Source organism: Sphaerotilus montanus (assembly GCF_013410775.1).
GTDB lineage: Bacteria > Pseudomonadota > Gammaproteobacteria > Burkholderiales > Burkholderiaceae_C > Sphaerotilus > Sphaerotilus montanus.
This window is the reverse complement of the sequence record NZ_JACCFH010000001.1, coordinates 390,362-404,613: the sequence shown is the minus strand read 5'-3', so window position 1 is coordinate 404,613 and position 14,252 is coordinate 390,362. Positions and strand designations below refer to the sequence as shown.

General features: G+C 60.7%; 13 protein-coding genes and 1 tRNA gene. 2 read left to right on the top strand and 12 right to left on the bottom strand.

Going from position 1 to position 14,252, the window contains the following annotated elements; genetic code table 11:
- Positions 1-39 precede the first annotated feature (39 nt).
- The gene (locus BDD16_RS01755; protein WP_179632346.1) at positions 40-1,122 is read left to right on the top strand and encodes an NAD-dependent epimerase/dehydratase family protein; all 1,083 of its coding nucleotides are present in this window, start codon (positions 40-42) and stop codon (positions 1,120-1,122) included.
- On the opposite strand, the gene BDD16_RS01750 is transcribed toward BDD16_RS01755, so the two are convergent.
- The 10 genes from BDD16_RS01750 to BDD16_RS01705 form a co-directional block, all read right to left on the bottom strand.
- Entirely contained in the window at positions 1,109-2,326 is a 1,218-nt protein-coding gene (locus tag BDD16_RS01750; protein ID WP_310732765.1) for a glycosyltransferase family 4 protein, read from the bottom strand. The genes BDD16_RS01755 and BDD16_RS01750 overlap by 14 nt on opposite strands.
- Positions 2,319-3,284, bottom strand: a complete 966-nt coding sequence (locus BDD16_RS01745; protein WP_179632345.1) for a glycosyltransferase family 2 protein — start codon at positions 3,282-3,284, stop codon at positions 2,319-2,321. Before BDD16_RS01745 ends, BDD16_RS01750 begins: the two co-directional genes overlap by 8 nt.
- Positions 3,285-3,294: 10 nt before the next feature.
- A complete protein-coding gene (locus BDD16_RS01740) occupies positions 3,295-4,674 on the bottom strand; it encodes an O-antigen ligase family protein (protein ID WP_179632344.1) in 1,380 nt (459 codons plus the stop codon).
- Positions 4,656-5,948, bottom strand: coding sequence for a lipopolysaccharide biosynthesis protein (locus tag BDD16_RS01735; protein WP_179632343.1), 1,293 nt, complete (start codon positions 5,946-5,948; stop codon positions 4,656-4,658). Before BDD16_RS01735 ends, BDD16_RS01740 begins: the two co-directional genes overlap by 19 nt.
- An 8-nt stretch (positions 5,949-5,956) precedes the next feature.
- Entirely contained in the window at positions 5,957-6,640 is a 684-nt protein-coding gene (gene epsI / locus BDD16_RS01730; RefSeq protein WP_179632342.1) for an exosortase-associated protein EpsI, B-type, read from the bottom strand.
- A gap of 19 nt (positions 6,641-6,659) precedes the next feature.
- Positions 6,660-7,553, bottom strand: coding sequence for an exosortase B (xrtB, locus tag BDD16_RS01725; RefSeq protein WP_179632341.1), 894 nt, complete (start codon positions 7,551-7,553; stop codon positions 6,660-6,662).
- Positions 7,554-7,627: 74 nt separating this feature from the next.
- Positions 7,628-8,551, bottom strand: a complete 924-nt coding sequence (locus tag BDD16_RS01720; protein ID WP_179632340.1) for a polysaccharide biosynthesis tyrosine autokinase — start codon at positions 8,549-8,551, stop codon at positions 7,628-7,630.
- Positions 8,552-8,592: 41 nt separating this feature from the next.
- The gene (gene epsF, locus BDD16_RS01715) at positions 8,593-10,017 is read right to left on the bottom strand and encodes a chain length determinant protein EpsF (RefSeq protein WP_179632339.1); all 1,425 of its coding nucleotides are present in this window, start codon (positions 10,015-10,017) and stop codon (positions 8,593-8,595) included.
- 136 nt (positions 10,018-10,153) lie between these two features.
- Positions 10,154-10,999, bottom strand: coding sequence for a polysaccharide export protein EpsE (epsE, locus tag BDD16_RS01710; protein WP_246332441.1), 846 nt, complete (start codon positions 10,997-10,999; stop codon positions 10,154-10,156).
- A 3-nt stretch (positions 11,000-11,002) separates the two neighbouring features.
- Positions 11,003-12,001, bottom strand: coding sequence for an EpsD family peptidyl-prolyl cis-trans isomerase (locus BDD16_RS01705; protein ID WP_179632338.1), 999 nt, complete (start codon positions 11,999-12,001; stop codon positions 11,003-11,005).
- Positions 12,002-12,497: 496 nt separating this feature from the next.
- Between BDD16_RS01705 and BDD16_RS01700 the strand changes: the two genes are divergently transcribed.
- Positions 12,498-13,267, top strand: a protein-coding gene (locus BDD16_RS01700; RefSeq protein ID WP_179632337.1) for an IS5 family transposase whose coding sequence is annotated in 2 segments (ribosomal slippage) — positions 12,498-12,813 and positions 12,813-13,267 — 771 coding nt in all. Because the reading frame shifts where the segments join, the coding sequence is not laid out codon by codon here.
- 32 nt (positions 13,268-13,299) lie between these two features.
- Here BDD16_RS01700 and BDD16_RS01695 read toward each other — a convergent pair.
- Positions 13,300-13,389: transfer RNA gene (locus BDD16_RS01695), tRNA-Ser, on the bottom strand.
- Positions 13,390-13,415: 26 nt separating this feature from the next.
- Entirely contained in the window at positions 13,416-14,237 is an 822-nt protein-coding gene (locus BDD16_RS01690) for a symmetrical bis(5'-nucleosyl)-tetraphosphatase (RefSeq protein ID WP_179632336.1), read from the bottom strand.
- Positions 14,238-14,252: the final 15 nt, after the last annotated feature.

Sequence of the window (14,252 nt, the reverse complement as noted above, 5' to 3'; positions counted from 1 at the left end):
GACGTACCGCCTCGCTTCCCACTTTCCTGCTCTCACATGATGGACCGCCCTCAGCACATTCTGGTCACCGGCGCCGCTGGCTACATCGGGTCTGCGCTGGTTCGTGCGCTGCTGGAGCGGGGGCACGCGGTCACCGCGGTGGACAGCATGATCTTCGGGGAGCAGGGGTTGGCGGATCTGCTCCACCATGCGCGGCTGCAGATCCGCCGCATGGACACCCGCGCGCTGCACCGCGGCCACCTGACCGGCATGCAGGCGGTGGTCGATCTGGCCGGGTGGTCCAGCGAACTGGCGGCCGCGTCGGATCCGGCCGGTGCGGATGCGGTGAACCACCGCGCGCAGGTCCGCCTGGCGCAACTGGCGCGCAGTTGCGGCATCCCCCGCTACCTGCTTGTCAGTTGCTGCAGTGTCTACGGCTTCTCCAGCCTGCAGGAATCGACCGAGTCCTCGCCGGTCCGGCCACTCACGCACCAGGCACAACACTGTCTGATGGCGGAGGCCGCCATTCTTCCCATGGCGACGACCGGATTTTCGCCATCGGTCGTGCGCCTGGGGCAGGTCCATGGGCGCGGTTCGCGCATGCGACTGGATCTCATGGTCCATGCGATGGTCCTGAGTGCGCTTCGGCTGCGGCAGATCACCCTGGACAACCAGGGCCTGCAGTGCCGCGGACACGTGCATCTGTCGGATGCCGTTCACGGCCTCATGGCAGTGCTGGCCGCGCCCGCCAGCATGGTCAGCCGGCAGATCTTCAACATCAGCCATCACAACGTGAGCGCAGCGCAGGTGGCAGATGCCATCCGGACGGCGCTGGGCGGACAGATCCACATCAACCTGCAGGGCGGTGCGCCGGACCTGCACCACCACCGGCCCAGCTACCGCAAGGCCCAGGATCTGCTGGGCTACCGTCCGCAGGTCGGGTTGGGCGAAGGTCTCCATGGCCTGATCGATGCGCTGGATCCCGGGCTGTCCGCGGAGCCGCCAGAGGCCCGCGCGATGCGGTGGATCCACGAGGTGCTTGCGCAAGGACGCGAGGCCAAGGCTGCAATCGAACACACGGCGGTGTTCGATCGCCTGCCCACCCGGATGGCGCGCGCAGGCGGCAGTCTCACGTACCAGTGAGTCTCGCCGAGGAGGTCGATGCCCGTCGATGGACGATTGCGTCCTCGTAGATCGCCAGCAGTTGCCGGTAGTTGGACTCGGGGGTGTAGTGCGCCAGATAAGCCTGGCGCGCGGCGACTCCCATTTGTCGAATGGCCGCCGGGTGTGCTGCCGCCCAGCGCAGCTTGTCGGCGAGATCGCCTGCATCCCCCGGGTTGAAGAGCAGGCCGTTGACACCGTCCTCGACCAGCGTGGCCAGCGGCCCCAGACGGCTGGCCAGAACGGGCAGGCCATTGCAGAACGCTTCGACCAGCGTCATGGGCAGACCTTCGTAGCACAGGCTCGGCAGAACCAGCATGCTGGCGTGCCGCATCTTGTCGCGCACCGAGGCGGCCGGCACCGTGCCGCTGTAGATGATGTTGTCCCGACGCGGCAACTGGGGTCCTAGTGGTCCGCCACCCGCGAGATCGAAGCGCAACTCCGGCACCCTGGCGGCCGCCTCGACCAGCACATGGGGCCCTTTTTCCTCGGACAGGCGGCCCACGTACAGAAATCCGGTCCGGTCGGCCGAAGCCGCTGCCAGCGGATCACCGGCGTCAGGAACGAAGTTGGGCTTGATGGCCATGCGCTCAGCCGGAAAGCCGTTCAGCACGTACTTGTCGCGTGCAAATTCGCTCAGCGCGATGATGCGATCTGCCTTCCGGTGCAGCGAGCCCAGCGCCGTGTGGAGGCCGAAGGTGGTGGCCATGACGGCACTCTGCACGGCCGACTCCCGGTAGCAGCGGTGCACCACCGCCCGCCAGGCGAACTTGCCGACACAGTCTTCGCAGATCTTGCCGTCCCGCAGCAGGGTGGCCTTGGGGCAGAACCAGCGGTAGTTGTGGAGCGTCTGCACCAGCGCAACCCCGCTTGGCGCCGCATCCACTGCCCAGTACACGGACGGGGACACCAGCGGCAGCGTGTTGTGGACATGCACGACATCCGCCCCGAACTCCCTGATCAGCCGCGTGACGTCTGCATGGCTCGAAGAAGACCAGAGCGTGTCCCGGAGCAGGCCCAACCGGGATTGGCCGGCGACCTCATGGTTGTCCCGCTCGTAGAGACAGACCTCGTGCCCGTGGTCGCGCAGCAGCGCCACTTCGGCATCCACGACCGATTCCTCCCCGCCACGGATCTGGTAGCGGTTGTGGACGATCAGGATGCGCAGGGGCCGTCCCTTATCCACCATAGTTGCCGCCGCCATAGAATCTGGCTGCAATCTTTCCCAGATTGCCTGCCAGGATGCGGGCGTACTGCATATATCGGGCATGCCCGATGGCCACGGTCAGCAGCAATGGTGGCAGGACCGCCAATGAATAAAGCAATCCATACGCTGCATAGTAGCCGTATGCCAGGGGACTTACCAATTTGGCTTGCAGTCTCACGAACGTACGGCCTCCGTGAAAGGCTCGCTCCAGTACCCAGCGTCTTGTCATCCGTTCCAGGGGAACCGTTTCAGTGACCACGGCTTCATCGCACCAGACCAGATGGTGGCCTGAGGCGGCGGCGGCGGCGAAGAACAGAGAATCTTCCCCCCCCGTTTTTGCAAACTCAACGGAAAACCGGTGGCCGGAATTGAGCAAGGAGCGACGGAACGCGACGTTGTTCGTCTGCGCATTTCTCCATGCGACGGGACTCCCCGTTGAAGAGCGGGCACGCTGGTGTGTGCCCGTCGCGTTCACCCAGGCTGGCGGAGGTACCGCAAAGCTGGGGACGACCGGGCCGAACACCGCGTCTGCCTGCTGCCGTTCCAGCGTCGAAATGAGATTGACCAGCCAGTGTTGGCCGACATACTCGTCATCGTCAATGAATGTCAGTATTTCGCCGTTGGCCTCTGCAATGCACCGATTGCGTGCATGGCTGACGCCTGGATTCTGTTCGGCAAAATAGCGCACGGTGGCGTCCGGTCGATCGAGTCGGACCCGGTTGATGATGTTCAAGGCGGACTGGTCTTTGTCATTGTCCACGACAATGAACTCAATCTGCCAGCCTGGTGGCGTATCCGTGTCGATCAGGCTTGTCAGGGCACGGCGTATGCCCTCCGGTCGGCGAAATGTGCAGATGCAGATTGAAATCAGAGGCTTGCCTGTTTCCATTCGGCCGGTGCTGATCTTGTCGTGGATATGTTCTCGGCATGCTGTCATGCTTGATCTGCTATATGTATTCCAGTGATTTTGATGCTTTTTTTCCCTTGATGGGATTTGTTTTGTTTGATTGTGGCTCTTGAGTTCGATTGTATACTTCGACGATCGAGCAGGTGACTATTATCCACCATATGTTCGTTCCTTGGATGAAGGAAGACTCTGCGTAATTGATGATCAGGAAGCTGGTGAATATCGAGAAATGTAATGAGAAGTGCTGTCGATTTTCTGCATTGTAGAGGGCGAATATTCTGTAGAAATGTGACAGCAATACAATGCACAGCATCGCCAAGCCTGCAAATCCAACCTCATTGACGACATCTATGTAGCCACTGTGCGCTTGCGTTGGCGGGCCCCAGTCGAGTCGTCTGACCAGCACGCCCGCAGCACCTTCCAGGCCGACCCAGAAACCACCGAAGCCTGTGCCCAGCCAGGGATGATACTTGATCTCCGCGGCCATGAGCTGCCACAGGAATGTCCGGCCAGTGAGTGTCGTCGACTTGTCCGTGACCTTGAAGACCATTTCTGTCAAGGCATCAAACGGAAGATTTCCGTGTGCAATCGAATAGACAAGGGTGGCCACTGAGCTGGTCAGTACAACAATCAACACAGCCAGTTTCCCTGCCATGTTCTTGCTGGATAATCCATGTATCAACAGCAGGCAGCATGATGAGAAGGAGAAGGCCAGCATGCTGGTCGCGCTTTTTGACAGATAGAGAACGATCAGTGACGCTGCCAGAAGAGGAATGTTCAACGTTCTGTTGTTGCGAGCCAGTACGTTGTTGAAAAAAACGATCGAGCACAGGCACATGAACTGGCCCCATGTGTTCTTGTGAGAGGTGAATGCCTGGAGGGCTCCGTCGGAGTCGAACGCGATTCTTGGCGATATTGCAGCAACTGCAACCCCGCAAAACATGAAGAACGCCAGTGGTTTATCAATGATGCTTGCGAATGATCTGCTGTGCAGTGAAATTCTGGAGGATATCGTGGCGATCAGGAGCAGTCCCACGAGTAGTAGATATCTCTTGAATGAGCTGACCTTGTATTCGGACCAGATGATGGTTGCCAGCAGGAATGCGTAGAGTATCAGGAGCTCAATGGGGAATTTTGTGTCGCGAGATTCGCTGTCTTTGCGCGATCTGGCGATCATTACCGTGCATAGGACGTACAGCAATCCCCATGTGATTTGCTTGTAAAGACTCCCGCCGCCAGATGGATCATTCCCGCCAAATGGCAGCAAGGCCAAGCCGATGATGTAAAGAAAAAGCCATTTTCTTGGGTTTTCAACTCCCCATGGAAGAAAGATGCCAACGAGTGCGGCAAGCAGTATGGCAATGAGAAAATAAGGCCCCAGGCCAGCGACAATCTGGAAAACTAATTGAAGGCTGGGCATCGTCGTACCTGCATGTGGTGTCGCCTGCGCAAGATCAGTGCAATCTGGAGCAACTCCAGAAAAGTCAGTGCCAGCACGATGGATGCGGCATAGGGCGTCGTGCTCGCGACGAGCATCACGATGACCGTCGCAGCCAGGGTGATGATCCCGATCTGGCTGAGGTCCCTGTACCCCACGTCATTGCTCATGAGCGTCGCCGCATAGATGCCCCTGATGAAGGCCAGACCTGTCTGTGCTGTCCACAACAACGTCAGCGTCTGGAGGTTGGCATATTTCTCACCGAACACCACTCGGATCAGATCACCGAAGAAATAGAGCACGCCACCCTCCAGCACGGTCAGTGCCAAAGCGACTGCGACCGACATCCGGATGGTGCTCTCTATTTTTTCGTATCGTTCTTCGGCCGCCCATTGGGAAAGCCTTGAGCGCATCAGATTGAACCAGGCGGCACCGAGCAAGGCAATTGGCATGGAAAGTATCCGGGCTACCGAAATATCGGCCACGTCGGATTTGCTGAAACTGACGGCTGCCAGATAAGGGTAGGTGTTGCTGGTCAGGAACGTGACGAACGAGCCCAGCACCGCCCAGCGCCCGCAGGACCAGAACTCGCCAAGCAACTGCCGCGTTGATGATGCAGGCGCAGCCACATGGTTTGGCTCGTCCGGTGGCAGCCTTGCGTGCGGCCTGAAGAGATGGGGCATGCTCACTGCCGCACTGGACAATCCGATGGCCATGAGCACCGCTGCCGCAGAAACCATCTGTGTCTTGATCATCGCGAAAATGCTCCCCATCAGCAGGCAACCGTAGGTGATATTGTCCCGGAGTGCTGCCGTTGGGTTGTTTTGCGAATAGTGGAATACTCTGGTATTGTCCTTGGATACAGAGCCAAGAATGCAGATGCCCAACCCTGCTCCTGCTGCGAGCGTCAGCAGGGCATCTCCGGTTGCTGCGGCATAGACCAGATATCCGCCGAATGCGAGCAGAGCCACTCCAAGCGCAAAGACGAGCGTCGACCGTGTGTAGATGTCCGCCACGGCCCGTCGAGTCGGCCCCTGCTTGCGTGGATAGAGGGTTGTGTATGGGGCTGACAGCAGTGCCCCGCCAATCCCTTGAAAGAACAGCGAGGAATTGAACAGGAGAATGTAGAGACCGAACTCGTCCTTTTCCAGTTCTCGGACAAAGATGAGGGAAATCAACAGGCTGATGCCGCTCAGCCAAGCCTGGTCAAATATGGAAACGCCAACCTTGGCCGCTTTGCGCCAATTGAGTCCCATGCTGGCAATTACCGGGAGAGGCCGGCCAGTCGAAGTCGGTCGTCTGCGGAAAGAGAGTCCATCATGTCCGAGACAAACTGCTTTTGCATGCCAAAGGCGCGTGACAGGTCCGGATCGATGCTGGAGATCCGGAACAGGAGGCCGTCCGCGATCTGGCCATCCATGGCGTACCGCATCTCCTTGAGTTTCTTGTCCGTGCCCGACTTGACCACGTGATTTCCGATGGTCGTCCAGTAGGTGACCGGCTCAATGCGCTGCGTCTGGTAGGTTGTTTTCAGCTGCTTCGCAGTGATGCTGCCGAACTTCGTGTCAATGGCTGTCGGATCATTGCTGATGACCTGAAACCCCTGTGCCGGATAACAGATTTCAGGCAGATGCACTTGGAACGAATCATTCTGGTTCCTCCCGTAGGCAATGGACAGCATGATCCGGTAGCCGTCGGTGGACACATAGGTTCGGCTGACCTGCTCGGAATAGAGTTCGTCCAGCAGTTCCTTCTGCTGTGGATTGACGATGCCGCCTGCAGTTTCTTGTTGTCGCCAGTTGCCAAACTGGGTGGGCACGATCTTCGTCAACGTCCTGCTGCCACGGGTTTCGGAAAAATAGTGGGTTGGTTTGGCGTAGTTGGCCGATGCGGCGGTGATGCACATCAGCAGTGCAGATACGAGGGCGGTGACAGTGCGTTTGTTCATGGGGTAGCCTCGACTCAGGTCATTGCGCCGTTGTCTTGTTGGGTACCAGCATGCGGAGCAGCCCGTCCGATGCAATGATCAATGTCAATGCGGCCAGGAACAGCACCATGCCGGCGAATCCGTGCAGGAATCCTTGACCAGCTTCATCCCCAAAATGATAGGTGATCAGCGTGAGTACGATCACGCGGATCACGTTCGCAGTGAAACTGATCGGGACGATGAAGCAGGCCAGTAGAATGTTCCTGAGTGCGGATTGATATCTGATGATGTTGAGATAGAGTAATCCCAGCGCCTCCAGCGTGAACAAGGTATGCAGACCTGCACACGCATCGGCAACCAGCAGTTGGTATTGACCGATCTGCAAGATCACGCCACTGCGACTGATGGGGTATCCCAGGTGGTAGAGAATGAGCTCCGCCACATAAGAGACGGCTGTCTTCATGGGTTGCGTCAGGGCATCGACGAACAGGCCGGGCAATGGCACCATGAATGCCATGAAAAACAGGGGAAACCACGCCAGTTTCAATGCGGCTGTTCCGCTGAGCAGCAGCAGCATGCTGGCTATGACGACGACGATGGAGCCTACCTCGAACAGAAGGATGTTCTGTGACCTGCCAGCCAGATAGAGCATCAGGCCAAATATCAGAAAAATGCCTCCTGCCAGACCATTCGGCTGAGTCGGCAGTGCATTCAGTTCATCCCATTTTTTCCACAGCAACCACATGGAAATTCCCAGGATGATGGGGCCATGGCCCTGCTGTTCTCCCGCCCACAGTCCATGGAACAGATCCCAGAAGGTGGGGCCATACATGGACAACAATCCGGCGATTGCAATCAACCAAGGGGCCAGTGCGCTCCAGGTCGTTTTGGGATGCCCGGTTTCATCGGACTTGTTCGTGTAGGTCAATTCCATGTCGGTGGGCTTGTTCCATGCGTGCGGTGGCTATCTGTGCGGGCTATGCTGTACAGCAGACCGCGCCCTGAAGTCTAGAACTCGTTGACGATGACTCCGGTGAGTTTTGCAGTGGTCTCGCTCAGTTGCCCGACGAGATCATGCAAATGTTTCACTTTGGTCTTGTTTTTTCTGGCCAGCGTCATGGCCGCACCACTGCGCGCCGCGATGACCAGCGCATCGCTGCCGTGCTCGCTGGCAGGGGTGTCCACCACCACATGGTCGAACTTGCGCAGTAATTCGCTCATCAGAAGGCGGAAGGCCGGGCGTTCCAGCAGTTCCAGCGGGTTGGGAGGAATGATGCCGACGGGCATCACGAACAGGCTGGGAATATCCGGAGCTTGGTAGATGACGTTTTCTTCCTGTCGTCCGCTCAGAATGCCCGTCAATCCCGAAGTATTGGGCAGGTCGAACAGTTCGTGCAGGCGTGGGTTGCGCAGGTTGGCATCCACGATCAGGGTGCGGCCGCCGAGTTGAGCCAGCACGACACCCAGATTGGCCACCAGAAAGGTTTTTCCGTCACCACTTTCCGGGCTCGTCACCGCCAGAGCCCGCTTGGGTTCCTGCGGACTGAAGATGCGCATCATCAACTGGCTGCGGATGGCTCGGAACGCCTCGGCCTGCTTCCCGAACGGCTGGGCGGCGACGACCAGTTCACGGTGGTTGCCGCGCCGGTTTTCCGGGGCGTACGGGTAATTGAATTGCTGGCTGAGTGCGAAGACGATGTCCGAGTCCGAGACCAGTCCGAGCTTGACCGCCGATTCTCCGAAGCGGAGGTTGTTGGCCCGCTGATACTCCAGGATCTGGTTGACCTGCTCCTGCGTGAGGCTCTTGGTTTCCCGGATGATGTCACCAATGCTGCGGTCCTGGTCAATCGTGCTGTGCACATCGTCTGTATTCAACGAACTGCTCCGGTCGTGATGAATACCTTTCGGCGTCGTCTGGGCGGCAATGGTCATGTTGGTATCTCGGTCAGCGCGGTCGAACAGGGGGCGGGTGCTCAGGTTCCCGGCTTCGGCAGTCGCCTCAGGATATTGGTGGGCAGAACCATCGGGGAATGGCGTCCGGACAGTCCGGTGCGCAGTGGTTTCGGGATGGTGCCCAGCACGGCGACATCCAGCCCGGAGGTCAGGTCATCCAGTGTGCGAACACGTCGATCCGTCAGTTCCCGGAGAATCGCAAAACTCACACCCAGCAGCGTGCCGACAAATACACTGACCAGGATGTTGAGGATGATCTTGGGGGAAGAGTGATCGGTTGGTTCATTCGCGGGGGACAGGACCGAAATATTGGACTGGTTGAGCTGGCTCTCCAGACTGGTCTGGTTGAAGCGCTGGGTGACCTGGTCATAGGCCCGTTGAGCCGTTTCCACGGCGCGCTGCATGGTGACGGCTTCGTCGCGCAACGCCTTGAGCCGAAGAACCTTGCTGCGCTGGGCGTCCAGCGCGGCGCGTGTTTCTGCCTCTCGCTGGCGGTTGATCGATCCGGTCACGCCGACGCCACCGGTGACACGGCGCGTTTCGGCCTCGAGGCGCTGACGCAACTCTCCGATGTTGGCGCGCAGCTCCTGAACCTGCGGATGTGCATCTCCGAACTTGGCATTCATTTCGGTCAGCTTGGCTTCCTGGCGCGTCAGGTCTGCGCGCAGGGAAGAGACGAGGCTGTTGGTGAGCACTTCCTGCATCTGGTCGCCGGAGGTCCGGACCTGTGCCGAGCGACTCGACGAGTCCGCAGCAATGGCCTGCAACGTGACCAGTTGCGTGTTCAGTTCGTTGAGGCGCTGGGTTTCGATGTCGAAACGCTCGTCTGCGCCGGTCAAGCCGTTGGCTTTCTGGAACGTCGTGAGCTTCTCCTGGGCGACTTCCACGGCCTCGCGCAGTTCCTTGCCGCGGGCATCGAAGAATTCGTTGTATTGCTTGGCTGGCGATGCCCGCAGTCCGATGCTGGTTTCGATATAGGCCTGGACAAAGGTGTTGGCCAGTGCGCTGGCAAAGCGGGGGTCCGGGTTGGTGTAGCTGACGTGGATGACGTTGCTTTCCCTGGACGGCTTGACATCGAGTTTCTTCTGGAAGATGTCGGCAATCCAGGCTTCGAAGTTGCCTTTTCCGCCGGTGTCTTCAGTCCAGCGCTTGCGCATCTCCTGGTTTTCCGTGAGGCGCAGTTTTTGCACCACGCGCTGGGCGACCCGTTCGCTGGTCAGGATATCGACCTGGGTGGCCATGTAGGACGGCGAGGCCATGCCGTTCATCGGCATGCCGACGATCGGATCCGGCGAGCGGATGTCCAGCACCACCGATGCGGTGGCGGTGTAACTCTTGGGCATCAGCAGGCTTGCTGCGACGGTCGCACCGATCGTCAGCAGGGCGACCACGATCGCCGAAATCCAGCGCGCTTTCAGAATCGACAAGAGTTGCGCAATGGTCATGATGGATCACACCCGGTGTGTAGTTGGCGCGTTCAAGGCAGACGCTTGGTCTTGCTGCGGTGTCGGCCTGAGGGCTGGGCTGGCAAGGGCGGCCATGTGCAGGCACGGCCACTCCCTCGCCAAGGCTCCGTCTGGGTCAGAACAGGCTCTCGCGCACGTAGATCACGTCGCCGTCCTTCATCGGATCGTTCATGCCGGGCTGCAGGATCTCGACCTTGCCGTCGGCATTGCGGCGATGCACCCGCAGTCCCTTTTCCGTGCCGCGCTGGGTCAGGCCACCGCCGGTGGCGAGGGCCTGGATCACCGTCATCTCGCGTTCGAGACGCATGGCACCCGGGCGCTGGACTTCGCCATAGATGTAGACCATCGGCATGCGGTCGACATAGACCGTGTCACCGTTGCTGATCACCGGATCGTTGGTCTTGGCTGACGCCGTGAACAGGTTCGGAAGGTCGATCACGACGCGCAGCGGACGGCCGTCGCGGATGCCGATCAGGGTCACCAGATCGCTGCCGCCCTGGGCGATGCCGCCCGCCGTGGCCAGCAGTTCGCTCAGGCGCATGCCGGTCTGCTCGATCGGGAAGCGGCCGGGACGGTTGACCATGCCCAGCACCGAGGCCTGATTGCCCCGCACCTGCGTCACGAGGATGCTGACCTGTGGCTGGCGGACGAAGTTGCCGTTGCGCAGGCCATCGGCGATGACCTTCTCGGCTTTCGGGACCGTCAGACCGCCCAGACGAATCTGGCCCAGCAGCGGAAAGCTGATGCTGCCGCTTTCCGCCACACGGGTTTCCAGGGTCAGGTCGGCATTTTGATAGACGCTCACGCGGATCACGTCGCCCGCGCCAAGCACGTAATCCCGCTGGGCGTCGGACACCTGAGCCCAGGCCAGCACGGGTGCCAGCAGAGTCAGAAAAGCGAACAGCACACGCTGGAACAGGCGTGCGGACGGGAACGAGGTGGTGTGTGTCGTGAGCATCATGGGTTACTTCAGACCTGAAAGACCTTTTTGGAGAGCGGTGGCGTCCAGCGCATCGGAGGCACCGGCCGGCGGTGTTGGTGCAACAGCCGGTGCTTCGGCGGTCGTGCCTGCGGTGTCGCCAGCAGCCGAGGCTGCGGCAGCAAACTGGCCGACATATTCGATCTTGGCAGATCCGCGCAGCTGCTTGATGCCGTCGGCGACCAGCTTGCGTTTGCGCTCGCTCAGGAGGAACTGCTCGATCGCTTTCTTGGCTGCTTCTTCGGTGACCGGCGCGGGCTTGGCAGACGCGACCAGGGCGACGTTCATGCCGGCGGGGGTGACCACGGTGACCCACTGGCCCTCGCTGGTCTTGGCCAGTTCATCCAGGAAACCCATGGGAATGTTCTCAGGCGCCTGGGAGACGCTGCGGGCCACGAAGCGGATGTTGGCGGCCTTGAGCGCGCCGGCGAGTTCTTCTGCGCTGCGCAGCGAAGGAATCTTGGTCTTCAGCGCGGCCTTCTGGTCGGCGTTGGCCTCGATGTTGAATTCCTGCAGGCCGTAGATGCGGCGCTTGGAGAACAGCGCGGGCTTGCTGTCGTAGTAGGCCTTGATGTCTTCGGCCGTCGGCGCGACTGCGGCGTCGGCAACGCGATCGGCGTAGGCCCGCGCCAGGATGTCGCGGCGTGCGGCGTCGATGGTGGAGACGATGCGCGGGTCCCGGTCGAGCTTTTGCTCGATGGCCTGCTGAACCGCGAGTTCCTGATCGACGAGACCGTCCAGCACGCGACGACTCACGGCCTGTGCCTGCTCGGGCTTGAGTCCCTGCTGGCGTTGCAGAACGAAGTTGACCTGGTGGACGGAGATCTCGCCGGAGTTCACCTTGGCGGCGACCTGGGTGGATCCCTTCTTGTCGCTGTCGCCGCTCCCGCCTCCGCAGGCAGCGAGCAGGGACGCGGAGGCGATCACACCCAGGACGAGCGAGGTGCGCAAACGGGCGGTGGAACAGAACAGGGACAAGGTCATGACTTGCATACTCCGGAGGCGAGCGGATGGCCGGATCCGATTTGCTTACTGGCCGGCACTCGCGCTGAAAAGGGTGATAAACGGGTAAAACCGGCCGCAGTTTAGCGGTTGAGGCTGGTGGTTTGCTTCCCCGGAACGCAGGGGCCGCGTTCATTCCCGGTGGTCACGTTAAGTCTGCACGGCAGGCTTTCACGACTGAGTTTCAGACCGTGAGCCAGCGACTGTTAATTGCCGAAGGGCGCAAAAGTTCCGCATATTTTGCCGCAGACCGATGATTTGACTGGCGTGGCGACGGGTGCGTTCTGGTATTCGATTTCGGATCGAACGTATTCGCTGGAGCAGTCTCGCTAGATCCACAAATGAAAATTATGAAAATCGTTGCGTCTGAGTGAGTGTAGACAGAATCAACTGAAGTGGCGCAGGCTGCGGGCCTGTTAACGCTAGGTCGTGTTCACACAAGTTGACAGCGAACGCGATCTGGCCTGAAACTGAAGTGATGCAACTGACTCGCGAGCAATTCGACCAGATCGCCCCGCTACTGCCTCGCCAGCGGGGCAACGTTCGACTGGACAACCTGGCCGTGGTCAACGCCATCCTGTACGTGGCGGCCAACGGCTGCAAATGGCGGGCGCTGCCCAGCCACTACGGCCCATGGCACAGCGTCTACACCCGCATGAACCGCTGGGCTAAGGCGGGTGTGCTGGACACGGTGTTCACGCACTTGCAGAAACAGCGCCTGATGCAGGTACGCATCGAGGCGGTGAGCTTGGACTCGACCATCATGAAGGTGCATCCGGATGGGATGGGTGCGCAAAAAAAGCCGGACCCCAGTCGATCGGCAAGAGCCAGGGTGGGTGGACCACCAAGCTTCATCTGGTTGCCGCGAGTGCCTGCGACGTTGTGACGTGGGGTCTGACGCCGGGGCAGGCAGTCGACGGACCCGAGGGGCGCCGGCTGATCGAGGCGATGGGTGGACCGCAGGAGGCCGGTGAGGTGCTGCTGCTGACGGACAGCGCCTATGAGGGGGATGCCACGCGCGAACTTGCCGAGCAACTCGGCTTCGTTCCGGTGGTGCCACCCAATCCGCAGCGCAAGCAGCCGTGGGCGCTGGACAAGCAGCGTTATCGGCGTCGTAACGAGGTCGAGCGGCTGTTTCGCCGGCTCAAGGCTTGGCGTCGTGTGTTCACCCGCTACGACAAGCTCGATGTCATGTTTGCCGCCTTCATCACCATGGCACTCGTGGCCGAGGCGCTTTGGTTGCGTTAACAGGCCCTAAGTGCTTGATTCCATTGGCATGCTGGCGGAAGCGGTGGGATTCGAACCCACGGATGGGTCACCCCATCGCTAGTTTTCAAGACTAGTGCCTTAAACCGCTCGGCCACGCTTCCTGCAGGGGCGCCATTGTGGCAGAACTTCAGTGCGGCGCCTGCGCCTGCGGGCACGCGACGCTGATCTGCTCCCGCCGTCCGCCATCGACACGCGCGGCCGTGAGCCGTCCTCCCCAGACACAGCCGGTGTCGAGTGCCAGCAGATCGGGCCGGTCCAGCACGCCCAGCGTGGACCAGTGGCCGAAGGCGATCGGCGTGCCGGCGGTGCGCCGGCCAGGCACGTCGAACCAGGGCATCAGGTGGGGCGGGGCGGCATCGGCGCTTTCCTTGAGCTTGAAATCCAGCGTGCCCTCGGCGTCGCAGAAGCGGATCCGCGTCAGCACGTTGACGACGAAGCGCCAGCGGTCCGCCCCTTGCAGCGTGTCGTTCCAGCGCGCGGGCTCGTTGCCGTACATCACCTGCAGGAACGCGGGCAGATCGGCGCTCTGCAGCATCGCCTCCACCTCGGCCGCCAGCGCCAGGGTCTGGGCGGCACTCCACTGCGGCACCACGCCGGCGTGCACCATCAGCCAGCCGTGTTCCTGCACGGCCAGGCGCTGGTGGCGCAGCCAGTGCAGCCAGTGCTCGCGCCGCGGACTGGCGAGGATCTCGTCGAGCGTGTCGCTGCGGTGCACGCGCCGCACGCCGTGGGCCACGGCCAGCAGGTGCAGGTCGTGGTTGCCCAGCAGACAGGTGGCCGCGTCGCCGAATCCGGCCAGCCGCTCCAGCACGCGCAGCGAACAGGGCCCCCGGTTGACGAGATCGCCCAGCAGGTAGATCCGGTCGCGCGAGGGCGAGAAATCGAGGGTGGCCAACAGTCGCTCAAAAGCGTCACAGCAGCCTTGCAGATCGCCGATCAGGTAGTTCATGGCGCGGATTCTGCT